This is a genomic window from Pantoea sp. AG1095, assembly GCF_003208415.1.
In the GTDB taxonomy this organism is placed as follows: domain Bacteria; phylum Pseudomonadota; class Gammaproteobacteria; order Enterobacterales; family Enterobacteriaceae; genus Pantoea; species Pantoea leporis.
On record NZ_QKMJ01000012.1, the window covers coordinates 110,919 to 134,563 of the forward strand.

The 23,645-nt window shown below is 57.2% G+C and carries 15 protein-coding genes; 11 read left to right on the top strand and 4 right to left on the bottom strand.

From position 1 onward, the window contains the following. Positions 1 to 58: 58 nt before the first annotated feature. A complete protein-coding gene (locus tag DEU53_RS20090) occupies positions 59 to 604 on the top strand; it encodes a YfaZ family outer membrane protein (protein WP_008109987.1) in 546 nt (181 codons plus the stop codon). 133 nt (positions 605 to 737) lie between these two features. Here DEU53_RS20090 and actP read toward each other — a convergent pair whose 3' ends face one another. The 3 genes from actP to acs all read right to left on the bottom strand — a co-directional run bounded on the left by actP (position 738) and on the right by acs (position 4,815). Continuing rightward, complete coding sequence (gene actP, locus DEU53_RS20095) at positions 738 to 2,390, bottom strand: cation/acetate symporter ActP (protein ID WP_110868165.1); 1,653 nt, start codon at positions 2,388 to 2,390, stop codon at positions 738 to 740. Then, entirely contained in the window at positions 2,387 to 2,713 is a 327-nt protein-coding gene (locus tag DEU53_RS20100; protein ID WP_008109989.1) for a DUF485 domain-containing protein, read from the bottom strand. Before DEU53_RS20100 ends, actP begins: the two co-directional genes overlap by 4 nt. 146 nt (positions 2,714 to 2,859) lie before the next feature. Then, entirely contained in the window at positions 2,860 to 4,815 is a 1,956-nt protein-coding gene (gene acs / locus DEU53_RS20105; protein WP_110868166.1) for an acetate--CoA ligase, read from the bottom strand. A gap of 581 nt (positions 4,816 to 5,396) precedes the next feature. Between acs and gltP the strand changes: the two genes are divergently transcribed. From gltP to DEU53_RS20130, 6 genes are all read left to right on the top strand, one after another. Continuing rightward, entirely contained in the window at positions 5,397 to 6,698 is a 1,302-nt protein-coding gene (gene gltP / locus DEU53_RS20110) for a glutamate/aspartate:proton symporter GltP (protein WP_007888562.1), read from the top strand. Between the two features lie 197 nt (positions 6,699 to 6,895). Then, the gene (gene murQ, locus DEU53_RS20115) at positions 6,896 to 7,807 is read left to right on the top strand and encodes an N-acetylmuramic acid 6-phosphate etherase (protein ID WP_110868167.1); all 912 of its coding nucleotides are present in this window, start codon (positions 6,896 to 6,898) and stop codon (positions 7,805 to 7,807) included. After that, on the top strand, positions 7,807 to 9,237 hold the full coding sequence (gene murP, locus DEU53_RS20120; protein ID WP_110868168.1) for a PTS N-acetylmuramic acid transporter subunit IIBC: 1,431 nt from the start codon (positions 7,807 to 7,809) through the stop codon (positions 9,235 to 9,237). The genes murQ and murP overlap by 1 nt, the downstream gene beginning before the upstream one ends. A gap of 490 nt (positions 9,238 to 9,727) precedes the next feature. Continuing rightward, positions 9,728 to 11,044, top strand: a complete 1,317-nt coding sequence (locus DEU53_RS23220; RefSeq protein ID WP_233501818.1) for a hypothetical protein — start codon at positions 9,728 to 9,730, stop codon at positions 11,042 to 11,044. Continuing rightward, positions 11,004 to 15,800, top strand: a complete 4,797-nt coding sequence (locus DEU53_RS20125; protein WP_233501820.1) for an autotransporter outer membrane beta-barrel domain-containing protein — start codon at positions 11,004 to 11,006, stop codon at positions 15,798 to 15,800. The genes DEU53_RS23220 and DEU53_RS20125 overlap by 41 nt, the downstream gene beginning before the upstream one ends. Positions 15,801 to 16,172: 372 nt before the next feature. Next, positions 16,173 to 17,717: a PAS domain-containing methyl-accepting chemotaxis protein gene (locus DEU53_RS20130; protein WP_110868169.1), complete on the top strand. Its 1,545-nt coding sequence runs from the start codon at positions 16,173 to 16,175 to the stop codon at positions 17,715 to 17,717. Here DEU53_RS20130 and DEU53_RS20135 read toward each other — a convergent pair. After that, complete coding sequence (locus tag DEU53_RS20135; RefSeq protein WP_110868170.1) at positions 17,714 to 18,664, bottom strand: AraC family transcriptional regulator; 951 nt, start codon at positions 18,662 to 18,664, stop codon at positions 17,714 to 17,716. The genes DEU53_RS20130 and DEU53_RS20135 overlap by 4 nt on opposite strands. A 104-nt stretch (positions 18,665 to 18,768) precedes the next feature. Here DEU53_RS20135 and DEU53_RS20140 point away from each other — a divergent pair, with 104 nt between their 5' ends. From DEU53_RS20140 to DEU53_RS20155, 4 genes are all read left to right on the top strand, one after another. Then, positions 18,769 to 19,956, top strand: a complete 1,188-nt coding sequence (locus DEU53_RS20140; RefSeq protein WP_101763035.1) for an MFS transporter — start codon at positions 18,769 to 18,771, stop codon at positions 19,954 to 19,956. A 313-nt stretch (positions 19,957 to 20,269) separates the two neighbouring features. Continuing rightward, the gene (locus DEU53_RS20145; protein WP_007888545.1) at positions 20,270 to 20,479 is read left to right on the top strand and encodes a DUF1471 domain-containing protein; all 210 of its coding nucleotides are present in this window, start codon (positions 20,270 to 20,272) and stop codon (positions 20,477 to 20,479) included. 214 nt (positions 20,480 to 20,693) lie between these two features. Next, positions 20,694 to 21,746: a YncE family protein gene (locus DEU53_RS20150; RefSeq protein WP_110868171.1), complete on the top strand. Its 1,053-nt coding sequence runs from the start codon at positions 20,694 to 20,696 to the stop codon at positions 21,744 to 21,746. Between the two features lie 122 nt (positions 21,747 to 21,868). Next, on the top strand, positions 21,869 to 23,509 hold the full coding sequence (locus DEU53_RS20155; protein WP_110868172.1) for a dihydroxyacetone kinase subunit DhaK: 1,641 nt from the start codon (positions 21,869 to 21,871) through the stop codon (positions 23,507 to 23,509). The last annotated feature ends 136 nt before the right edge of the window (positions 23,510 to 23,645 follow it).

A 23,645-nucleotide genomic window follows, 5' to 3' on the forward strand; every position in this document is an offset into this window, starting at 1 on the left:
CGTCGCCAGGCTGGTACCCTTGCCGCCGAATTAATTGTCCTTCATGGAGTGGAATCACATGTTAAAGCAACTTGTTACTGGAAGCGTTTTGGGTCTGGCACTGCTGAGCAGCGGCGCACAGGCAATTGAGGGCAGTGTTGACGTGGGTGAGCATAGCACCAACCTGAACCTTGGCCTCGGCACCACTTCACCGGGCCTGTTCCTGAAAGGCAACTGGCTGCGCAGCGATCACGATGGCAGCACCTACGGTGCGGGCCTCGGCTATAACATCGACGTGGGTGATTTCCGCATTGCGCCTACTGCGAAAGCGCTGTTCACCCATCCGGAAGATGGTCGTGATGGCTTCACCGTGGCAGTCGGTGGCGCAGCGCAATATAGCTTCAACAGCATGTGGGGCCTGTACGGCGAATATTACTATGCGCCGGAAGCGTTCTCCGATCGTCTGGATAGCTACCAGGAAGCCTCAGGCGGCCTGAGCTTCACGCCGATTTCGCTGCTGAACCTGCGTGTGGGTTATCAGTATATTGAGCTGAACAACAAAGGCAGCCGCAAAGATAACGTACTGGTCGATGGCCCGTATGTTGGCGCATCACTGCGTTTCTAATTGTCTGATTAAAGTGCGGCTTGCCCCTCATCCCGACCTTCTCCCATTAATGGGAGAAGGAGAAAAACGAGCTCGATCGGTTCCCTCTCCCATTTATGGGAGAGGGTTAGGGTGAGGGAAAGCCAGCACGGACTTAATGCGATTTCCCCTGCGAAATCCCAATCCCCGTCTGTGAGCGAATAAACTGCCCACGGAAGCGGGCACGTTCCTGGGCACCGCGTGCAGAATGGTCGGTAATTGAGAACAGCCAGATACCGATAAATGCCGCCAGCATTGAGAACAGCGCCGGATACTCATACGGATAGATCGGTTTCTCATGCCCCAACACCTGCACCCAAATCGTTGGGCCAAGGATCATCAGCAGTACCGCAGTAACGAGTCCCAGCCAACCGCCCACCATCGCGCCGCGCGTGGTCAGTTTTGACCAGTACATCGACAGCAGAATAATCGGGAAGTTACAGCTGGCAGCAATCGAGAACGCCAAACCGACCATAAAGGCAATGTTCTGTTTCTCAAACAGAATCCCCAGCGCAATCGCCACCACACCTAACACCAGCACGGTGATCTTCGAGATGCGCAGTTCATCGCGTTCCGTCGCTTTGCCTTCACGGATCACGCTGGCATAGAGATCGTGTGAAACTGCCGAAGCCCCCGCCAGCGTCAGACCTGCCACCACCGCCAGAATGGTGGCGAAGGCCACGGCCGAGATAAAGCCGAGGAACAGGCTGCCGCCAACCGCGTTCGCCAGATGCACCGCTGCCATGTTGGTGCCGCCGAGCAGTGCGCCGCTGGCGTCTTTAAAGGCTGGATTCGATCCCACCAGCAAAATTGCGCCGAAGCCGATAATAAAGGTCAGGAAGTAGAAGTAGCCCATAAAGCCGGTGGCCCAGAACACGCTTTTACGTGCTTCACGCGCATCGGCCACGGTGAAGAAGCGCATCAGAATATGCGGCAAACCGGCGGTACCGAACATCAAGCCGAGACCCAATGACAGCGCCGAGATGGGATCTTTCACCAGACCGCCCGGCTGCATAATCGCCGCGCCTTTTGGGTGCACCGCCATCGCTTCGGTGAACAGCGTATTGAAGCTGAAGCCGGTGGCTTTCATCACCATAATCGCCATAAAGCTGGCACCAAACAGCAGCAGCACCGCCTTGATGATCTGCACCCAGGTGGTCGCCAGCATGCCGCCGAACAGCACGTACAGCACCATCAGAATCCCGACCATCACTACCGCGATATGGTAATCAAGGCCGAACAGCAGCTGGATCAGCTTACCGGCACCCACCATCTGCGCGATCAGATACAGCGCCACCACCACCAGCGAGCCGCAGGCTGACAGCGTGCGAATCGGTTTCTGCGCCAGGCGATAGGAGGCGACATCGGCGAAGGTGTAGCGCCCAAGGTTACGCAGACGTTCGGCGATCAAAAACAGGATCATCGGCCAGCCGACGAGGAAGCCGAGCGAGTAGATCAGCCCGTCGTAACCCGAGGTGTAAACCAGCGCAGAAATACCGAGGAAAGAGGCGGCAGACATAAAGTCACCGGCGATGGCGAGGCCATTCTGGAAACCGGTGATATTGCCGCCTGCGGTGTAGTAATCGCTGCGCGAGCGGGTGCGTTTCGAGGCCCAATAGGTGATGCCGAGCGTCGCCGCGACAAACACCACGAACATAATGATGGCTTCATAGTTGGTGGCTTGCCGTTGCACCGCGCCGGTAATGGCATCGGCGGCAAACACGCTGGCGGGCACGATGGCTAAAAATACCGAAAGCAGGCGCTTCATGATTTCACCTCGCTCAGGATCTGTTTGGTCAGACGATCAAACTCGCCGTTGGCGCGCCACACGTAGACGCCGGTCAGCACGAATGACATCACGATCAAACCGACACCAATCGGAATGCCGCGCGTAACGTTAGTGCCCGCGTGCAGCGGCGTACCGAGCCAGGCGGGCGCAAAAGCGATCAGCAGAATAAAGCCGATATAGAGCACCAGCATGATCACGCTGAGCAGCAGCGCAAACGCCTGGCGCTTGTGCACCAGTTCATGAAAGCGCGGATTATTCTCGACTTGTTGCCAGACTGCTTCCTGTTCAGGGGTTTCGTTCATCACATTTTCTCCAGAGGCAAGGCAGACAGATATCTCACGATAAAGTGATTTAACTGGCTGAATATTCTAGTTTTATAAGTTGTGCGAACTCAGAAATACGTGGCATATAAGGGCGGCCAAATGGTCGCCCCTACAACAGAAGCCGGTTACGGCATGGTGATGGACTGTTTCTCCTCCAGCAATTTCTCTACCACGCCCGGATCGGCCAGCGTAGAGGTATCGCCGAGATTGCTGGTATCGCCCGTAGCGATTTTGCGCAGAATGCGACGCATAATCTTGCCGGAGCGGGTTTTTGGCAGCGAGTCAGTCCAGTGCAGTACATCCGGCGTGGCAATTGGGCCAATCTCTTTACGCACCCAGTTACGCACTTCGGTATACAGCTCTGGCGACGGCTCTTCGCCGTGGTTAAGCGTGATATACGCATAGATTGCCTGGCCTTTGATGCTGTGCGGAATGCCCACCACCGCCGCTTCGGCAATCTTCGGATGCGACACCAGCGCCGATTCAATCTCGGCGGTGCCGAGACGGTGGCCGGAGACGTTCAGCACGTCATCGACGCGGCCGGTGATCCAGTAATAACCCTCTTCATCACGGCGCGCGCCGTCACCGCTGAAGTAGCGATTTTTGAAGGTGGAGAAGTAGGTCTGTTCGAAACGATCGTGATCGCCATACAGCGTACGCGCCTGGCCTGGCCAGGAATCGACAATCACCAGGTTTCCTTCGGTGGCACCCTCGAGCGGATTGCCTTCGTTATCCACCAGCGCTGGCTGCACACCGAAGAACGGTTTAGTAGCGGAACCGGCTTTCAGTTCGGTCGCGCCCGGCAGCGGCGTGATCATGAAGCCGCCGGTTTCGGTTTGCCACCAGGTATCGACGATCGGGCAACGGCTGTCGCCAATCTTCTTGTAATACCACTCCCAGGCTTCCGGGTTGATCGGTTCACCCACCGAACCCATGATGCGTAGGCTACTGCGATCGGTGCCTTCAATCGCTTTATCGCCTTCGGCCATCAGCGCGCGAATCGCGGTTGGCGCGGTATACAGCAGCGTCACCTTATGTTTATCCACCACTTCCGCCATGCGGCTTGGTTTTGGCCAGTTCGGCACGCCTTCAAACATCAGCGTGGTCGCGCCGCACGCCAGCGGACCGTAAATCAGATAGCTGTGGCCGGTGATCCAGCCGACATCGGCGGTACACCAGTAAACATCATCAGGATGATAATCAAACACATACTTAAAGGTGCTGGCGGCATACACCAGATAACCGCCGGTGGTGTGCAGCACGCCTTTCGGCTTGCCGGTGGAACCGGAGGTATAAAGGATAAACAGCGGATGTTCGGCATCAACGGCGACCGGTTCATGCTGATCGCTGGCCTTCGCCACTAAATCGTGCCACCACAGATCGCGGCCTTCACGCCAGCCAGTATCTTTACCGGTGCGCTTAAACACCACCACATTTTTCACCGTGGTGACGTTTGGATTGTTCAGGGCATCATCAACGTTTTTCTTCAGGGGGATACTGCGTCCGGCGCGTACGCCTTCATCGGCGGTAATGATCAGTTTGGCGTTGGAATCGACCACGCGCCCGGCGACGGCTTCCGGTGAGAAGCCACCGAAAATCACCGAGTGCACCGCGCCAATGCGCGCACAGGCCAGCATCGCAACGGCGGCTTCAGGCACCATCGGCATGTAGATCGCCACCACGTCGCCTTTCTTTACGCCCAGGCTGCCGAGCACATTGGCAAAGCGGCAGACGTCCGCATGCAGTTCGCGGAAGGTAATGGTTTTGCTTTCGCTGGCGTCGTCGCCTTCCCAGATGATGGCGGGATGGTCGCCACGCGTGGCGAGATGGCGATCGAGGCAGTTCGCGGCGAGGTTCAGTGCGCCATCTTCATACCAGCGAATCGAAATATTGCCGGGGGCAAAGGAGGTATTTTTCACTTTGCTGTAAGGCTTAATCCAGTCGAGGATTTTGCCTTGCTCACCCCAAAAGGTGTCGGGATCGTCAACCGATTGTTGATACAGCGCCGCATACTGATCGGCATTAATGAGAGCATTCGCTGCAATGGCAGCGGGTACGGGATGCTTGTGTATTTGGCTCATGGCTGACCTCCTTGAAGATGTTAATCATATGTCAATCAATGGTTAATTGAAGACTACGACAGGGCTTTGTTTCTGTTTTGTAGTCTGGATCACGACCTTTTATCACTGCCAAATCCCCGGCGAACGGCGGGCAAAAACGGCGCGCCAGCAGCGTGATCTTCTGCCTTAAGCCTACAAGATCGCTGCCTCTGTTGTGCAAATAATCAGCAAACGCGCCGGGCCGCTTTTTGCGCAATATTGCATAGCTATGCTGAAACTTATCGAATTAACACTTTTCATAACAGCGAGTTATGGCCGTTAACCTTCGTCAGCATTTTATGCTACTAACCTGAATAAGATTTGCGCTATCGCGCCGGGGGTTGCATTTACCGTAGTGAAAATGGTACTTATCTCGGCCCTGTTCAGCAGGTATCAACTCAGACTGCATCACCCCGCAGGCGCAAAATGCCTGCACAGCTGTAACCGACGTAGTCATAAATAACCCTCTATTTTATCGGGCTTTTGCTCACTTCCCTGTGTGACATTTCTCCTGCACCTTCGCAGCAGAGCAAAGGGGTTTTTAACTGAGGAAATAACGCGTTATGAAAGGTTTTAAGTTCACCCTTGCATGGCAGATTTTAGTCGCGCTGATTCTGGGCGTGATTGTGGGAACCGTGCTGCATAATCAGCCCGACGATCGTGAATGGTTAATCACCAACATTCTGACGCCAGCGGGTGACATCTTTATTCATCTGATCAAGATGATTGTGGTACCGATTGTTATCTCCTCACTGATTGTCGGCATTGCCGGCGTGGGTGATGCGAAAAAGCTCGGACGTATTGGTGTTAAAACCATTATCTATTTTGAAGTGATCACCACCCTTGCCATTGTGGTCGGCATTACGCTGGCCAACGTATTCCAACCCGGCAGCGGCATTGATATGTCAACGCTGGCAACGGTGGACATCTCTAAATACGAAGCCACCACCGAAGCGGTTCAGGGTGCACCGCACGGTCTGGTCACCACCATTCTGTCGCTGATCCCACAGAACATCTTCGCCTCGCTGGTGAAGGGCGACATGCTGCCGATTATCTTCTTCTCGGTGCTGTTTGGTATGGGCCTGTCGGCGCTGCCATCGGAACATCGCGATCCGCTGGTCACGGTATTCCGTTCGATTTCCGAAACCATGTTTAAAGTGACGCACATGATCATGCGTTATGCGCCAGTCGGCGTGTTTGCGCTGATTGCGGTCACCATTGCTAACTTCGGTTTTGCGTCGCTCTATCCGCTCGCCAAGCTGGTGCTGCTGGTGTACGTGGCGATTCTGTTCTTTGCTTTCGTGGTGCTCGGCACGGTGGCGCGCTTCTGTAAGCTGCGCATTACCACGCTGATGCGCATTCTGAAAGACGAGCTGATTCTTGCCTATTCCACCTCCAGCTCAGAAACCGTGCTGCCGCGCATTATGCAGAAGATGGAAGCCTACGGTGCGCCGAAAGCCATCACCAGTTTCGTGGTGCCGACCGGTTACTCGTTCAACCTTGACGGTTCAACGCTGTATCAGAGCATCGCGGCGATCTTTATCGCCCAGCTGTATGGCATCGATCTGTCGCTGACCGACGAGATCATTCTGGTGCTGACGCTGATGGTGACCTCGAAAGGCATCGCTGGCGTGCCGGGCGTCTCCTTCGTGGTGCTGCTGGCAACGCTGGGCAGCGTGGGCATTCCGCTAGAAGGCCTGGCATTTATCGCTGGTGTCGATCGCATCATGGACATGGCGCGTACCGCGCTGAACGTGATCGGTAACGCGCTGGCGGTGCTGGTGATTGCGCGCTGGGAAGACCAGTTCGACACCAAACAAGCTGCCGCCTACGAGCAACAGCTGCGCACGCAAAGCGCCAGCTAATCTTCCAGGTGCGCATGAATGCGCACCCTACGAAAACCTCGCCATTCATGGCGACCGCTACGCACAGAAACCCGCTTCGGCGGGTTTTTTTATGTCCGCTGCGGCAAAAAGCAAAAAAATCCCGCGCAGCAGAGGAATTAACAATTCTGTGTGATATATAGTTTTACGAATAAATTATTCTTACACAGGAGTGTCTCATGCAGATCGATCTGAGCCAGATGATCACCGAAGGTCGTAATCCCGCCAGCCACAACATTGATGAGCTGACCACCGAAGCGATGCTGCGGGTGATCAATGATGAAGACAAAAAAGTGGCGCTGGCGGTGGAAGCCATCGTGCCGCAGATTGCGCAGGTGGTGGATGCCATCACCCACGCCTTCAGCAAAGGCGGTCGCCTGATCTATTGCGGCGCAGGCACGTCGGGTCGTCTGGGGATTCTGGATGCCAGCGAATGTCCGCCGACCTTCGGCACGCCGCGCAGCCAGGTGGTTGGGCTAATTGCTGGCGGCCACACCGCAATTCTGCAGGCGGTAGAAAACGCCGAAGACAACGTGGAGCAGGGCGCGCAGGATCTGCGTGATATCAATTTCAACGCTAACGATGTGCTGGTCGGGATTGCCGCCAGCGGCCGCACGCCCTATGTGCTGGGCGCGCTGGCGTACGCGCGTCAGCAAGGCGCATTTACCGCAGCGTTAACCTGTAATCCCAACAGTCCAATGTCGCAGGCCGCGGATGTGGCGTTGACCCCGGTGGTGGGCCCGGAAGTGGTCACCGGTTCTTCGCGCATGAAAGCCGGCACGGCGCAGAAACTGGTGCTGAATATGCTCACCACCGGCGCGATGATTCGCAGCGGCAAGGTTTACGGCAATCTGATGGTCGATGTGGAAGCCACCAACCAGAAGCTGGTGCAGCGCCAGGTGAACATCGTCAAACAAGCCACCGACTGTGACGATGCTACCGCGCAGCAGGCGCTGGCGGCGTGTAATGGGCACTGTAAAACCGCGATTGTCATGGTGCTGGCGGAATTAACGGCCGATGAAGCAAAATCGCTGCTGAGTCAGAATCAGGGCTTCATTCGCAACGCTTTGCGTGACGCAGGAGCGCAATAATGGCGGCCATTACCGAAGATCTGGTGCGCGACATTTTGCTGGCGGTGGGCGGCGCCAATAATGTGGTGCAGTGCGGCAACTGCATGACGCGCCTGCGTCTGACACTCAACGATGCCGCGCGAGTGGATAGCGCCACACTCAAAACGCTGCCGGGCGTGCTGGGCGTGATCGACAGCGATGCGCAGCTGCAGATCGTGCTCGGTCCCGGTAAAGCGCAAACTGCAGCAGAGAAAATGCAGGCACTGCTTAATCAACAGGCGCCGGGCGATCTGCAGGCCATCGCCAGCGCGCAAAAGCAGCAGATGAAGGCAAAGCAGACCAGCGCATTGCACCGTTTTCTCTCCTGCTTCGCCACCATCTTTACGCCGCTGATCCCCGGTTTTATCGGTGCCGGCTTGCTGCTGGGTTTCGCCACGCTGATTGAGCAGATCTTCCACCTTAATCAGCCTGGCGATCATGCACGCTGGCTGCTGGATACCGTGGCGTACATGAAGGTGTTCGGCAAAGGGTTGTTCACCTTCCTGAGTATTTTGATTGGCTATAACGCGCAGAAAGCCTTTGGCGGTACCGGCGTCAACGGGGCCATTATCGCCTCGCTGTTTGTGCTCGGTTATATCCCTGACGCGAAGGTCGGTTATTACAGCGGGATGCAGGATTTCTTCGGCATGGTGATCGATCCGCGCGGCAATATTATTGGCGTGCTGCTGGCGGCAATATTTGGTGCCTGGGTTGAGAAACAACTGCGAAAAATCATTCCCGATAATCTCGATATGATCCTGACATCGTTGCTGACGTTATTAATTACCGGCGCGGTGACTTTCCTGGTGATTATGCCAATCGGCGGCGAATTATTTAAAGGCATGTCGTGGTTGTTCATTCATCTAAATAACAATCCGTTTGGTTGCGCTATTCTGGCCGGACTGTTTTTGATCGCGGTGATGTTTGGCATTCATCAAGGCTTTATTCCGGTCTATTTCGCGCTAATGGAAACCCAGGGCTTTAACTCGCTCTTCCCAATTCTGGCGATGGCCGGTGCCGGGCAGGTCGGCGCGTCACTGGCGTTATGGTGCAAAGCGGATAAAGACTCACTGCTGCGTAAACAGATCAAAGGCGCCATTGTGCCGGGCTTGCTCGGTGTCGGCGAACCGCTGATTTATGGCGTCACGCTGCCGCGTCTGAAACCCTTTATCACCGCCTGTTTTGGCGGTGCGCTGGGCGGTTTCTTTATCGGGCTGGTGGCATGGCTGGGATTGCCAGTGGGAATGAACACTGTGTTTGGCCCTTCAGGTTTAGTCACATTGCCGCTAATGACCTCATCGCAGGGCATTTTTGCCGGCATGGCGGTGTATCTCGCCGGGCTGATCGTGGCGTGGATTGGCGGGTTCGCCTTTACCTGGTGGGGCGGCACCCGCAATGTGGATTTAAGTTAAGTGAAGTACGGATATCGACCAGGTCGGCATAAAGCGTGACCTGGTCTAACCGTGATCAGGATCACGCTTTTAAACTCTCTCAAGTCGCTTAACCCGTCACAGCCACATTCACTGCTTAAGTACCGTTTGTAAGTAAAGCGTTAGCAAAAAATAAAGGTTTTATTAAGGAGATAGAAAGCCAGACCTAATATTTAAAATGGCCTCAAATTATTTAGAATATCCAACCTGCATCGCAATTAATTCCCCGAGATGACAACAGGTTACTCATAATTGTCTTTTGCACTCACCAGCGAAAAAGTCTATACCTAAAGCCAATTAATATATAACAACAATTCCATCCCTTTTTTCACTGCACCGTATTTCTTCACACAGTTGTTCTCAAATTAGATTGCTACACGGGATTGGTCATTATCTGCCGCTTTATCCCCACGCGAAGAATTTAACGCTGTTGCAATAACAGCGCGGACGCTGCACGCCCACTGGAGGAAGTATGAGGTTTACATTAAATCCTATCGCATTAGGGATGTTGGCGGCGCAATTGCTGATCTATCCAGCAATGCAAAGTCAGGCTGTTACGTTGGGGACTTACACACCAGAAAATAATGACAACCAAACCGGTAAAATTACCGTCAGCAGCGGCAATGAAACCCTGACCGGCAATCAGGCATTCACGGCAGGAACGGATGGCGCGGTCACCACCACGCTCGGGCAAGTGGCGATCACTTCTGGATCGCAGTATCTCAATCAGGATCGCCTGGATCCCGGCCCGCAAAACTTTGCGATCACTACGCCCGATCCCGCGACCGGCACCAACAGCACATTCCAGGTATATAACTCCGCCAGTCTCGTCGCCTTAGCGCCCGTCACCAGCGCCACCAGCGTGCCGGATGTGCAGAACGTCAATGATGCGCAGTACATCGATGCGCGCATTGCGGATGTTACCGGCGGTACGCTGGATGTGAATATCGGCCAGGCGAATGCGCTCAGCAGCGCCAGCACCAATAGCTGGACCATGGCCGCCAAACAGACACAGCTGTTTGATGTGAGCGGCACTGGCACGGTGAACTGGAACAGCAATAACCGCATCAGCTTTTTCGGTGCCACCGCCACGCCGGACGGCGCGGAATCGGCCACCAGCAGCTATCAGTTGCAAAACCTCGCCACCTACAACGGCGCATTCAGCGTGCAGACGCTGGATGGCAAAAGCACCAGCTTTACCGTCACCAACGCCAGCCAGCTGCAAAACTACAACAACTGGCTGATCGGTCAGCTGCAGGCGGGCAATCTTGATAAAACCCGTTATCTGCCTGAGTTCAACAAAGCCGTCACCTTCACCAATGCCAACATCGTCTACAACGTTAGCGCCACGCCGCCAGACGAGGTGACGCAGGCGATCGGCAATCGCATTGTGATCAATGCCAATGGCGCGGACGCGAGAGTCAATCTGGCGGCGGGTAAAACGCTGGAAGTGGTGGGCGCGACGGGCGGTGCGATCAAAGCCTCCAACGGCGCGCAAGCGGTGATTGATGGCAAACTGGCGAGTCGCGGCAGCATCACCAATAACGGCACGGCGCTGGTGTTAACCGATAACAGCAGTGGAACCAATAATGGGGTAATTAACGGCGGCTTCCTCAATCGTCAGGATGGTACCGGCATTGGTTCGACCGGCTACGGTGCCAACGGCGTAGCCGTGCAAACCGGTAGCACCTTTAACAACAACGGCATCCTCAACCTCGCCACCACCGGCAGCAAATTCACAATATGGCGTGGCGGGCATCAATCTTGGCGTGTCCTCCACCGCCAATAACAGCGGCAATATCAACGTCGGCATCAACGGTTCGAGCGCGCGCGGCACCGCGTCTGGCGTGTTACTGACCGACGCCACTTCCAGCTTCACCAATAACGCCAGCGGCAATATCTACATTGGTCGCGGACCGCAAAACAGCCTGGGTGAAGCGACTGCGGATACCGCGATGAACCAAAGCGGGTTGACCAGCGGTATCGCCCTGGTCGCCAACGGCAACGCGGTTAACAACGGCAGCATTACCCTCGGCACGAGAACGCAAAATGCGGCGGGGATGTCGGCGACCGGCGCAAATAACGCCACCATGATCAACACCGGCACCATCAATGTGAACGGTGCGGCTGCCACCATTCCGCGTGAAAACGTCGGCATGCTGGTGACCAACAGTGCCGGCAACATCAATAACGCGGGTACCATTAACCTGAATGGCGTGAACGGCACCGGCCTGAAAGTGCTGGCGACCAATGGTAACACCGCCAGCGCCACCTCAACTGGCACCATCAACGTGGCAGGCGGCGCCGATCCTGCCAGCGGCACGCGCAACTATGGCGTGTGGGTGGAAGGGCAAGGTGCAACCGGCACGGCGCAGGCCACCGTCGATGGCCCGATCAATCTCAGCGGCAATGGCGCGATTGGCGTACATGCGCGCGGCAATTCCACGGTGACCGTGGACCCGGCTGCCGTGCCGACCTTTTCTAACGGTACCAATCAGATCGCCTTCTTTGCCTACGGCCCCAATGCGCTGATTAACGTGCTGGGCAACAATCCGTTTGATGTCACCACGCAGAACTCCACGCTGTTTCGTGTTGAGCAGGGCGCAGACTTCAACGGTAATGCCTTGTCGCTCACCGCGTCGGGTGCCGGTTCTACCGCCGTACTCGGCAGCGGCGCAGGCACCGAAGTGAGCAGCGATGCGGCGGTGATCAACGTCAGCGGCAGCGGTGCCAATGGCATCACGGTGGAAGGGGGTGCAACGGGTAGTATTGATGCCGCAACCACCATGAATCTCACCGGTAGCAACGCAATTGGCGCGATCGTTGACGGACAAAAACACGATATCTTTGGCAGAAACAGCGGCTCGCCGGTGACCAGCACCCGCCTGAACTCTGCGGCGTCATTGAATGCGTCGCAGAGTGGGTTGACTGGTTATCTGGCCCGCAATCGCGCGCAGTTGACCAACAGCGGCGATATCACCTTCAGCGGCGCCAACGCCACCGGCATTCGCGTCGAGAGCGGTGCGACCGGCACCAACAGCGGCAATATCAACATCAACGATGGCGGCACCGGCATCGCGGTGAACAGCGGCAGCAGCACCTTTGCCACCACCGCCAATAACACCGGCACCATCAATGTTAATGGCGGCAGCACCACCAACCGCAGCCGAGGCGTCAGCGCCAGCGGCAATCGCGCGGTAGCCAACCTGAACGGTGGCACGCTGAATCTCAACGGCGCCGGCGCGATTGGGGCGGAAGCGCTCAACGGCGCGCTGGTGAATATCGCCGCCGGTTCAGCGCCGGTATTCAACAACAGTGACCAAATTGCCTATCACGCGGCGGGCAGCGGATCGCGCATTAGCTCCGCCACCAATGCGTTAAATATCAACAGTAGCGGCTCAACCGGCTATCGCATTGATGACGGCGCGGCGCTGAGTTTCACCACGCCGACCACCCTCACCGCCAGCGCCAGCAACAGCACCGGCGCGATTATCTCCGGCAGCGGCAGCAGCCTGAATAGCAGCAACGCCAACTTCACCGCCAGCGGCCAAGGCAGTACGGCGATCCGTGCTGAGGGCGGTGCGAACGCCACGCTCGATAGCGGCAGCAGCATCAATCTCAGCGGCAGCAACGCGGTCGGCGTGCTGATTAATAATCTGCGTACCGATTTGAGCAACGCGCTGGATGGCACGTCAGCGGCCACCCGCGTTACCAGCAACGGCAATGTGAGCGGCGCGGGCAATGGCGCGATGGGTTTTGATGTCACTAACGGCGCAGAGCTGGTCAACAACGGCAATGTGAACCTCACCGGCAGCAACAATATTGGGATCCGTTCGCGCGCCGGCAGCACGCTGACCAACAACGGCGTGGTCAACGTAGCCAACGGCACCGGGCTGGATGTCTCCGGCAGCGGCAGCACGCTGGCGAAAGGCGGCACCATCAATGTCGATAACGGTATCGCGGGCGTGCGCATCAGCGACGGCGCGCAGCTGGCGCTTACCGGCAGCGACACGGTGATCACCACGCGCGGCAATGCGCACGGCATCCTGCTGGACAGCGGTGCGACCGCTCTCAGCGCCAGCGACGCCACGGTGAACGTGCTGGGCAGTGGCAACGGCATCGAAAACCGCGCCGAACTGAGCAACGTTGGTCTGAGCAATCTCACCATTAACGTCGGCGACGGCAACGGGATTCGCACCGCTGTGCCATTTGATCCGGCTTCGACGGTGACCACCAACGTCTCCGGCAGCGGCAGCGGCCTGAATATCGCCAATGCCGATGGTTCCACCACCCGCGGCGATCTGACGTTGGGGTCGGGCTATCAATTTAATGTTACCGGCGCAGGCGGCACCGGTATTCGCGCCAATACCACCGGCAATGTCACCACCGCCGCCAACGTCGATATCGATAATGCGGCGGGCGGATCGGCGCTGGTCTCCAGCACGGCGGGCACCATCGTCAATACCGGCAACTTCACCTCCAACAGCCTGACGGCGCCGGTGGTGGATCTGCGCGGCGGTAAAACCATCTTCGAGAACCTCGGCAACATTATCACCGCCAATCCACAAACCGTGGCGGTAGCGGGCAGCAACGCCGATGACGAAATTCTGCTGACCGAAGGCGCGGTGCAGGGCGATATCAATCCGGGCGGCGGATCGGATCGGTTCCGCTGGACGGGCGGAACGCTCAACGGCAGCCTGACCATGGGCAACGACAACAACAACACCGCTGAAGTGAGCAATGTCGATCTCGGCACCACCTACCATCTCACCAGCGGTAATGGCACCGGCAACACCTTGACCTTCAATCAGATTGGCGCGCGCGGCGGCAGCTTCAGCGCCGACGATCTCAGCAAAGGCGTTAATCTTGGTAGCGGCTGGAGCACCATCAACTTCGCCAATACCCAATGGACACTAACCGATAACCTGCAGCTGGCGCACAGCACCATCAATGTCGATGCGGATTCCACGCTGTATGCCGGCGATAACGTGCATCCGACGCTATCCGGCGGCACCGCCGATTCGCTGCTGGTGAACAACGCCGGTACGCTGGATCTCACCAACGGCGCGGGTTCACCGGGCAACACGCTGGATATTGCTGGCTCGCTGGCGTCGAGCGGCGGCCAGCTCAATCTGGTCACTAACCTCAACCAGGGTGGTGCGCTAAGCAATCAGTTCACCGACCACATTAACGTCACCGGCAATGCCAGCGGTACCACGCTGGTGAATGTGAAACTGGCGGATGCCAGCATCGGCGCACTCACCGATCTCAATCAAAATGGAGGGGTAGAGGGCAACGAAGGGATCTCGCTGGCGCAGGTAGGCGGTAATGCCAGCGCCAACAGCTTCGCGTTGAAGGATGGCTATCTCGGTGCCGGGCCGTGGCAATATCGGCTCTACACCTTTGCACCGGGCAGCAGCGATCCCAGCCAGCGTTTAGTCAGCGGCAGCGGCAATAACTATTGGGATTACCGTCTGGCGAACTACTACGTGTGTGAGGATAGCGCTAACTGTCAGCCGACCTTCGTCACCGATGCCTTTGGCACGCCGCAAAGCTACGATTCGCGTCCGGCGGTGGTGCCGCAGGTGCCATCTTATGTGTCGGCACCGGTTGGCCTGGCCTATTACACCTCGGCGATTATCGACGATCTGCATAAACGTCTTGGTGAACTGCGCCACGAGCAGACACGTCCGCAAGGCAACGGCGGCGAGATGTTCCTGCGCTATATCGGCTCGAACCTGAAGTACAAGAGCGATAAGAGTTTCCGTGACTTCGGTTATGACTTTGACCTTGATTACAGTGCGGTGCAGGTGGGCGGCAATCTGCTGCGACTCGATGGCGAGCAGGATAGCCTGCGCGGCGGTTTAGCCTATACGCGCGGTAATACGCGCATTCGTCCGCATGCGGCCGACGGTTACAGCAGCACCACTTTCGACAGCGACAGCCTGGCGTTTTACGGCACCTGGCAGCGTCAGAGCGGCTTCTATCTGGACGGTGTGTTGTCATTTGACTGGCATCGCGGCGAAACCGATATCGCCCGCACGCAAGAAGTAGCGAAGCTGAAAGGCCACGGCTGGACGGCATCGCTGGAGAGCGGCTATCCGTTTGCGTTGGGCGATGGCTACAAGCTTGAGCCGCAGGCGCAGCTAATGTACATGAAGCTGAATATGAATGATTTCACCGATAAAGACGGCAACAACGTGCGTTACGGCGACTATAACCAAACTATTGGTCGTCTCGGCGCGCGCCTCGATCGTACGTGGACCGACGACAGCAATCGTCAATACACCCCTTATCTGCGCGCGAACTACTACAAAGGTTGGGGCGGCTCTGCGGATACGTCAGTGTCTTCGGTGGATAATCCGGCGTTTGGCGCCACCTTCAGCAGCGGCAAGTTTGGACAGATGTGGGAAGTGGGCGCCGGCGGCACCGCAACCCTGCAGAAGGATGTGTCACTCTACGCCGAGGCGGATTATCGCAAAGAGATTGATGGTAATGGTGCCAAAGGGTGGCGGTATAACGTGGGGGTTCGCTGGCAATTCTGATTTCCCTGCGCCCTTTGCGTTGCAGGTGCGTTGGCTGCGCTCACTCACCCCGGTCACAGAGTTCACTCTGCTCCCGGGGATGAGCGAGCTTGCCGCCTTCCTGCAACACAAATGGCTTTGGGAAATCCCATCTCTCTGCGCCCTTTGCGCTGCAGGTCTGCTAACTGGGTTTTTAATTAAAGATTGATTTGGTTTACTGTAAAACCCGGTTAATCGATGAGCTAAGTGAAAAAGTGTGAAAGCCGCTGCAAAGCAGCTTTTTTATTGCCCTGAATTTGAAACTGGTGCTAAAGCTCAAGCCGTACGATGCCGAAAAGATAAAAAAGTATTATCGATTGCTTCTTTTCGCCTGCGTATTGCAAGGACACACACATGCGTAACAACCAGCCCGTCACTCAGCGTGAATTCGCTTTTGACGATGACGCCACATTGATGTCGACTACCGATCTCAACAGCTACATCACCTATGCCAACGATGCCTTTATTGAAGTCAGTGGCTTCAGTCCGGAAGAGGTGAATGGCCAGCCACACAACATGGTGCGCCACCCGGATATGCCGCCGGAAGCCTTTGCCGATATGTGGGCGACCCTCAAACAGGGCGAGCCGTGGACGGCGCTGGTGAAAAACCGCCGTAAAAATGGCGATCACTATTGGGTGCGCGCCAACGCCATTCCGGTGGTGCGTGAAGGCAAGGTGCAGGGTTTTATGTCGGTGCGCACCAAGCCGTCGGTGGAGGAGGTTCGCCAGACCGAAGCGCTGTACCGCGACTTCCGCGAAGGGCGCGTCAAAGGACGCCGTTTCCATAAAGGCTTGATGGTCGGCACCGGCTGGCGTCGCCTGGGCTCGATCCTGAAAACTCTGCCGCTGCGCTGGCGCATCCGCTCAACCTTATTAACGCTGCTGCCGCTCTCGGTGATTGGCGTCTGGCTGCTGGGCCTTGCACCTCTCGCCATTGGCTGCTTTGCCGGCGGCATGGCGGGCCTTTTACTGCTGGCGAGTCTGTGGCTGGAGCAGCAAATTTCACGTCCGATGGAGCGCATGTGCCGTCAGGCATTGAGCGTGGCGACCGGCGCCAGCCATAAAGTGGAGCAGATCGACCGCGTTGATGAGATTGGCGTGACGCTGCGGGCGATCGGCCAGCTTGGTCTGATGTTCCGCTGGCTGGTGGATGATGTCAGCGGCCAGGCGATCAACGTGCTGAGCGCCAGCGATGCCATTGCGCGCAGCAACGACGAATTGAGCCGCCGCACCGAACAAGCAGCGGCTAACGTGCAGCAAACCGCCGCCACCATGAACGAAATGACCGCCACGGTGAAGAGCAACACCGATACCGCCAAAGAGGTCAATGGGCTGTCGGAAAACACCAGTCATGCGGCGATCAAAGGCGGCGAAGTGATGCAGGAGATGGTGGGCATGATGGCGGAGATCGCCGACAGCTCGAAGCGCATCGCCAACATCACCAGCGTGATTGACGGTATCGCTTTTCAGACCAATATTCTGGCGCTCAACGCCGCAGTGGAAGCCGCGCGCGCCGGTGAGCAGGGCAAAGGCTTTGCGGTGGTGGCCGGTGAAGTGCGCAATCTCGCGCAACGCAGCGCCAAAGCCGCCAGCGAAATCAAACATCTGGTAGAAACCAGCGCCAGCCGCGTGCAATCGGGCAGCGTCCACGCCGATGCCGCTGGGCACACCATGCAGGAGATTGTCGATCAGGTGCAGAATGTCACTGCGCTGATCGCGCAAATCAGCGGCGCGACCGCCGAGCAGGCCATCGCGCTAACGCAGGTCAGCACGGCGGTGGAAGATCTCGACGAAATCACCCATCAAAACGCCGCGCGCGTGGCGGAAAGCGCCGAAGCGTCCGGTCGCATGAAGCATCAGGCCAATCGTCTGGTGGAAGCGATCAGCGTGTTCCGTTAACGCATGTCGCGTTCGGCGCGCAGTGCGCCGGGTGGCGTGCCAACAATGCGTTTGAAGGCGCGGCTAAACGCCGCCAGCGAACCGTAACCGAGGTGGAAGGCAACGCTTTCCACCGCTTCGCCCTCGTTCACGATACGTTCCACCGCCAGCCGCATGCGCAGCTCGGTAAGATAGCGCAGCGGCGTCATGCCGGTTGCCGTCTGGAAGCGCGCGGCAAACACCGAGCGTGAACTGCCGGATTCGCGCGCCAGCCGCTCCACCGTCCAGTTTTCGCCGGGTGCGCGATGCATCGCCGCCATCGCCAGGCTGAGACGCGGATCGCGCAGCGCCTGCACCAGGCCGCTGCCTTTGCCGCAGCCGTTCTCCACCCAGCCCCGCACAATTTGCGCCGCCACCACATCCGCCAGCCGCGACAAAATCCCGGCGAAACCGGCTTTGCGCTGCCGCGTTTCGCGTTCCATCGCATCGAGAATCGGCTGAATTTCCGGATACTGCGCCAGCAGCGTACTCACCAGCATCACGTCGGGCATGGTGTGCACCAGCGGCTGCATGCCGCCCAGTTCAAACGCCATGCAGGCGCTGAACAGAATCACATCGCTGTTATCCGGGCAGAGTTCGGTGCTGTCGTCGATGGCGCAGACGCTGGCGCAAATCGGGCGGCTATTAAACGTCGAAATGGGTTCGCAAACGGCCTCTTCGCTGGAGATCAGCGCGTGCGGTTTGCCGTGCGGGATCAGCAGCGCATCGCCGGCCTGCAGCGGATAGATCACGCCTGACGCCGAGCGAATCAGTAATGATCCGCGCCCAACAAAATGCAGCTGCGCGCGACCAGGCGCGTCGTCATATTGCAGGCCAAAAGGCGCGTGCAGCGCGATACGCTGGTATCTGACGCCGTACAGGCGCATGCCCATCAGCAGTTCACTGGTCAGATCTTCATAGCGGCTCATACCAATCCCAGACGAATAATCAAAAAACAAAGTTTCTGCATCATAGATCGTCTGGTGAACAGTCACTATGCTTAACGCTAAATATTTTGTGATGGGGATCACAGATGAGCTTGGATACTGAAATAGTCGAAACACCGTTAGACGTGGATAAACCGGCGTGGGGCGCGGTGTTTGCCATGGCCTTTGGCGTGTTCGGCCTGATTACCGCAGAATTTCTGCCGGTTAGCTTGCTGACGCCGATCGCCGACACGCTGCGTATCAGCGAAGGGCAGGCGGGACAAACCGTGACCGTGACTGCGCTGGTGGCGCTGCTCACCAGCCTGGTGATTGGCAACGTGACGCGCCAGCTCGATCGTCGCGTGGTGATGCTGGCCTTTACGCTGCTGCTGATTGCCTCGGCGCTATTGGTGGCTTTTGCCGAGAATCTGCCGATGATTCTGCTGGCCCGCGTGCTGCTGGGCGTGGCGATTGGCGGCTTCTGGACGCTCTCGACCGCGATTACCATGCGTCTGGTGCCGAGCGATCAGGTGCCGCGCGCGCTGTCCATCGTGTTTAGCGGTATTTCGCTGGCGACCATTATTGCTGCGCCGCTCGGCAGCTATCTGGGCGGCATTATTGGCTGGCGTAACATCTTCATTCTGACCGCTGCATTAGGCGTGCTGGCGCTGCTGTGGCAGTTCTTCACCTTGCCCGCGATGCCGCCGATTAATAAAGCGCGCAGCGGTGGCGTGCTGGATCTGCTGCGTAAAAGTGTGATGCGCTGGGGCATGCTGGCGGTGATCATGATGTTTACTGGCCACTTCGCCTTCTTTACTTATCTGCGTCCGTTCCTCGAAGGCAGCGCGCAGCTGAACGTCAATCAGCTGTCGCTGGTGCTGCTGGCGTTTGGCGTGGCGAACTTCTTCGGTACTTCGCTGGCAGGATATCTGGTGACGCGCAGTGTATCGCTGACGTTAACCGCGATGGCGCTGGTGATGAGCGTGACCGCGCTGCTGCTGGTGAGCTTCGGCGAGGTGTCGTGGCTGGTCGCGGCGGGCGTGGCGCTGTGGGGCCTGGCGTTTGGTTCGATGCCAACCGGGTGGTCAACGTGGATCTCCCGCGCGGTGCCGGACGATGCGGAATCAGGCGGCGGTTTGCTGGTCGCCACCATTCAGCTGGCGATCACCGCCGGTGCCGCAGCCGGCGGCTGGATGTTTGATCTGCAAGGCGCTGGCGGCGTGTTCCTCGCCAGCGGCGTGCTGATGCTGCTGGCGGCCATCACCATCTTCACCCGCGTTCGTCATCACGGCTGATGCGTCTGCAATCCGTAGCGGCGCAATTTATTGCGCGTCTTTGACCTTATATAAGGCAGAAAGGTGCGCGATTAATCGCGCCGCTACAGAGATGTGCGCTGTGCCTATCGCAGCCATATATCCTGCCTTTTAATTAAATGTCAGATTTTTAACCCTTTGCACAAAGGTTAATCCAAACGTGCTTTTTATGTTCAAAATATTCGAATGACAACGGCAAATCTCTCCGCTTTTTACTGATCAATTCTGCGCCTATTATATCTCTCAACAAGGCGATGACGCCTTACTCAATCAAACGTACATTAAGGAATTGACCATGAAATCTATCAAAACTTTTGCTGCTGTTGTTGCTCTGACCGTTCTGCCATTCGCTAGCTTTGCGCAAAGTATCACTGCAACCGCTTCAACGCTGGATGGTGCAGAAGCGCAAATCGCTGCTCAGGCGCACGAAGCTGGTGCTTCCTATAAAGTGACCGAAGCCAACTTCAACAACGGCGTGCACATGACTGCCGAACTGACCAAATAAGTTGCGTTAACGTTCTGTGCTGACAGGGTGCCTTCGGGCGCCCTGGCGGCGTTTGTAAGTGGATAAAATCCTGTCACTTTCCCTTCGAAATGATTACTATTCTCAAAAAGTAGCATCCTTCGTCGGCTCGCCTCGGGCTGTCTTTTTAACATTGGTTGTAATGTCGGGCTTTCACTTCACTGCCATCAGGCGGTGTTTTTGCTATGGAGAAGTTATGAAGGCGAATAAAAAATCGTGGGCGCTGCGTCCACTGCTGCTGGCAACGGCGCTGTTCTCAACCTCTGCGGTGATGGCGGCGGAGTCTCAGCCGTTGAACCAGGCGATCTCAAAAGGCGCATACGAACTGGCGTTCAGCAACAGCGATAACGCGCTATTCCTGGCGACCGCGCAGAGCACCACCGACAAAAAAGGCGGCACCGTTTATCGTCTCGATCCGCAGGATCTGGCGGTTAAGCAAACCATCAACACCGATCTGCCGACCTTTGGCGCGGCGATCAACCAGAAAACCAACACGCTCTATTTCGGTAACACGCGCGATGCTGCACTGACTGCAGTGGATGCCACCAGCGGCAAAGTGATCAACACGCTGGTGCTGGATGGTCGTAAGCGCAGTGAAACTGTGCGTCCGCTGCAGCCGCGCCAGTTGGCGGTTGATCCGGCGACCAATCGCGTCTACATCACCGGCCTCGGTGAGCAGAGCGTGGTGTGGGTGGTGGATGGCAAAACCCTGCAACTGATCAGCACCGTGCCGAACACCGGCAAAATGGGCACCGGTTTAGCGATCGATTCTGCGGCGCAAAAACTGTACGTCACTAACTCCGATGGCGAACTGGTGACCATCAATACGCGCCTGAACGCGATTGAAAAGCGTCAGAAAATCGATGGCGACAACGATCACTTCTTCCTCAATATCTCGCTGGATACCAAAGGCCATCGCGCCTTCCTCAGCGACTCAAAACAACCGCAGGTGCTGGTGCTGGATACCCGCACCCAGCAGGTGATCCACAAGATCGATGTGCCGGAATCGCTGGCGGTATTGTTTAATGCCGATCGTGATGAGCTGTACGTCACGCACCGTAAAGCGGGCGAAATCAGTATCATCGACGCCAGCAGTTACAAAGTAAAACGTACGGTGAAAGCGCCGGGCCTGCCAAACAGCCTGGCGCTTTCCGCCGATGGCAAAACCCTGTTTGTCAGCATCAAGCAGCCGGGTTCACGCAAAGAACCACCAAAGAATCCAGATAGCGTGCTGCGTATCGCTTTATAAGCGGTAATAGTCTGAATTAAAGGGCGGCTTGTGCCGCCCTTTGCATTTCCGCACTTCGCTGCGCCTATTCTTTACGCACATACGCTACCTTGTAGGACGACAACACCAATGGAGAGGATGCAATGAGCCAGTTTTTTATGCATGAGAAAAACGATCTGGTTAACGAAGCCATCGAAGGGGTTTTGCTGAGTACGCCGTGGCACAACCTCAGTCGCCTCGATCTCGGTGATGAGATTCGCGTGGTGGTGCGTTCGGACTGGGATAAAAGCAAAGTGGCGCTGATCTCGGGCGGCGGTTCTGGCCATGAACCGGCGCATGCCGGATTTGTCGGCAAAGGCATGCTGACGGCGGCGGTGTGCGGCGATATTTTCGCCTCGCCGAGCGTCGATGCGGTGTTGAACGCCATTGTTAACGTCACCGGCGATGCCGGTTGCCTGCTGATTGTGAAGAACTATACCGGCGACCGTCTTAACTTCGGTCTGGCGGCAGAGAAAGCCAAAAACCTCGGCTACAAAGTTGAGCTGGTGATGGTGCAGGATGATATCGCGCTGCCGGAAAACCCGCAGCCGCGCGGTATCGCCGGGACTGTGCTGGTGCACAAAATCGCTGGCTTTGCGGCGGAGCAGGGACAATCGCTGGATGAGGTCAAAGCGCTGGCACAGCGTGCGATTGATGCCACATCGTCCATTGGTTTGGCTTTCGCCACTTGTCATGTGCCGGGCGAAAAACGCGATGAGCGCGTCGAGCCCGGGCACAGCGAGCTCGGCATGGGCATTCACGGCGAGCCGGGTGTAATCACGCTGGATACGCAAGACAGCCGCCAAATCACCAGCATCATGACCGATAAACTGGCGCATGCGCTGCCGGACGGCAAGCAAGCGCTGTTGCTGATCAACAATCTCGGTGGCTTCTCGCAGCTGGAGCTGGCGCTGTTAACGCGTGAAGTGTTGCAGTCGCCGCTGGCGGCACGCATCACGCATCTGCTGGGGCCGGCAACGCTGGTCAGCGCGCTGGATATGAAAGGTTTTTCGCTGACGCTGCTGGCGCTGGAGGAGCCGTTCCTTGAAGCGTTAAACGCGCCGGTTCAGGTGCTGGGTTGGGTGCCGGTGTATGACTTTGCGCCGATCAGCCTGCAACGTGCAGAGAAAATCGGCAGCGTGCTGGATTTTGATGCCTCTGAGAATGCGGAGGTGGCGCGCATCGTCGCCAGCGTCACGCAGACGCTGATCGATTTGGAAAGCGAGCTGAACGCGCTGGATGCCAAAGTGGGCGATGGCGATACCGGCTCAACCTTTGCCGCCGGGGCGAAGAAAATTCAGCGCGGCCTGCAGGAAAAACAGCTGCCGCTGGATGAGCTGCCAACCTTGCTGGCGCTGATTGGCGAGCAGCTGGCGACGGTGATGGGAGGATCGAGCGGCGTGTTGATGTCAATTCTGTTCACCAGCGCCGGCCAGCAGCTGGAAGAGGGCAGCGCGCTGCCGCAGGCCTTGATGCACGGGCTGGAGCGCATGAAACATTACGGCGGCGCGCAGCCGGGTCATCGTACGTTGGTGGATGCGCTGCAACCGGCGCTGGAAGCGTTAGTGGCGGGCGAGTCGCTGGCTGCGGCGGCAGAAGCGGCGCAGAAAGGCGCCGACGCCACTGCGCAGATGCAGAGCGCCAAAGCGGGGCGTTCCGCGTATCTTAATCAACAGAGTCTGGATGGCGTGAAAGATCCGGGCGCGTATGCGATTGAGAAGGTGTTTGCGGTGTTGGCGGGTTAAACAGAGTGCGCCTGGCCCCTCACCCTAACCCTCTCCCGCAAGTGTACAGTCCGGGGACATGGTAGACAGGTGTTCGGGGACATGGTGAACACTTTTTAACATCCTTTACCCATGGTGATCGACTTTTTCTTCAGGT

Excerpts from the sequence above, each read along its gene's own strand:
- murQ (WP_110868167.1), top strand. The coding sequence starts at position 6,896 with ATGCAGATCGATCTGAGCCAGATGATCACCGAAGGTCGTAATCCCGCC.
- DEU53_RS23220 (WP_233501818.1), top strand. The coding sequence starts at position 9,728 with ATGAGGTTTACATTAAATCCTATCGCATTAGGGATGTTGGCGGCGCAA.
- acs (WP_110868166.1), bottom strand. The coding sequence starts at position 4,815 with ATGAGCCAAATACACAAGCATCCCGTACCCGCTGCCATTGCAGCGAAT.
- murP (WP_110868168.1), top strand. The coding sequence starts at position 7,807 with ATGGCGGCCATTACCGAAGATCTGGTGCGCGACATTTTGCTGGCGGTG.
- DEU53_RS20130 (WP_110868169.1), top strand. The coding sequence starts at position 16,173 with ATGCGTAACAACCAGCCCGTCACTCAGCGTGAATTCGCTTTTGACGAT.
- DEU53_RS20150 (WP_110868171.1), top strand. The coding sequence starts at position 20,694 with ATGAAGGCGAATAAAAAATCGTGGGCGCTGCGTCCACTGCTGCTGGCA.
- DEU53_RS20140 (WP_101763035.1), top strand. The coding sequence starts at position 18,769 with ATGAGCTTGGATACTGAAATAGTCGAAACACCGTTAGACGTGGATAAA.
- DEU53_RS20135 (WP_110868170.1), bottom strand. The coding sequence starts at position 18,664 with ATGAGCCGCTATGAAGATCTGACCAGTGAACTGCTGATGGGCATGCGC.
- DEU53_RS20100 (WP_008109989.1), bottom strand. The coding sequence starts at position 2,713 with ATGAACGAAACCCCTGAACAGGAAGCAGTCTGGCAACAAGTCGAGAAT.
- gltP (WP_007888562.1), top strand. The coding sequence starts at position 5,397 with ATGAAAGGTTTTAAGTTCACCCTTGCATGGCAGATTTTAGTCGCGCTG.
- actP (WP_110868165.1), bottom strand. The coding sequence starts at position 2,390 with ATGAAGCGCCTGCTTTCGGTATTTTTAGCCATCGTGCCCGCCAGCGTG.
- DEU53_RS20145 (WP_007888545.1), top strand. The coding sequence starts at position 20,270 with ATGAAATCTATCAAAACTTTTGCTGCTGTTGTTGCTCTGACCGTTCTG.
- DEU53_RS20155 (WP_110868172.1), top strand. The coding sequence starts at position 21,869 with ATGAGCCAGTTTTTTATGCATGAGAAAAACGATCTGGTTAACGAAGCC.
- DEU53_RS20090 (WP_008109987.1), top strand. The coding sequence starts at position 59 with ATGTTAAAGCAACTTGTTACTGGAAGCGTTTTGGGTCTGGCACTGCTG.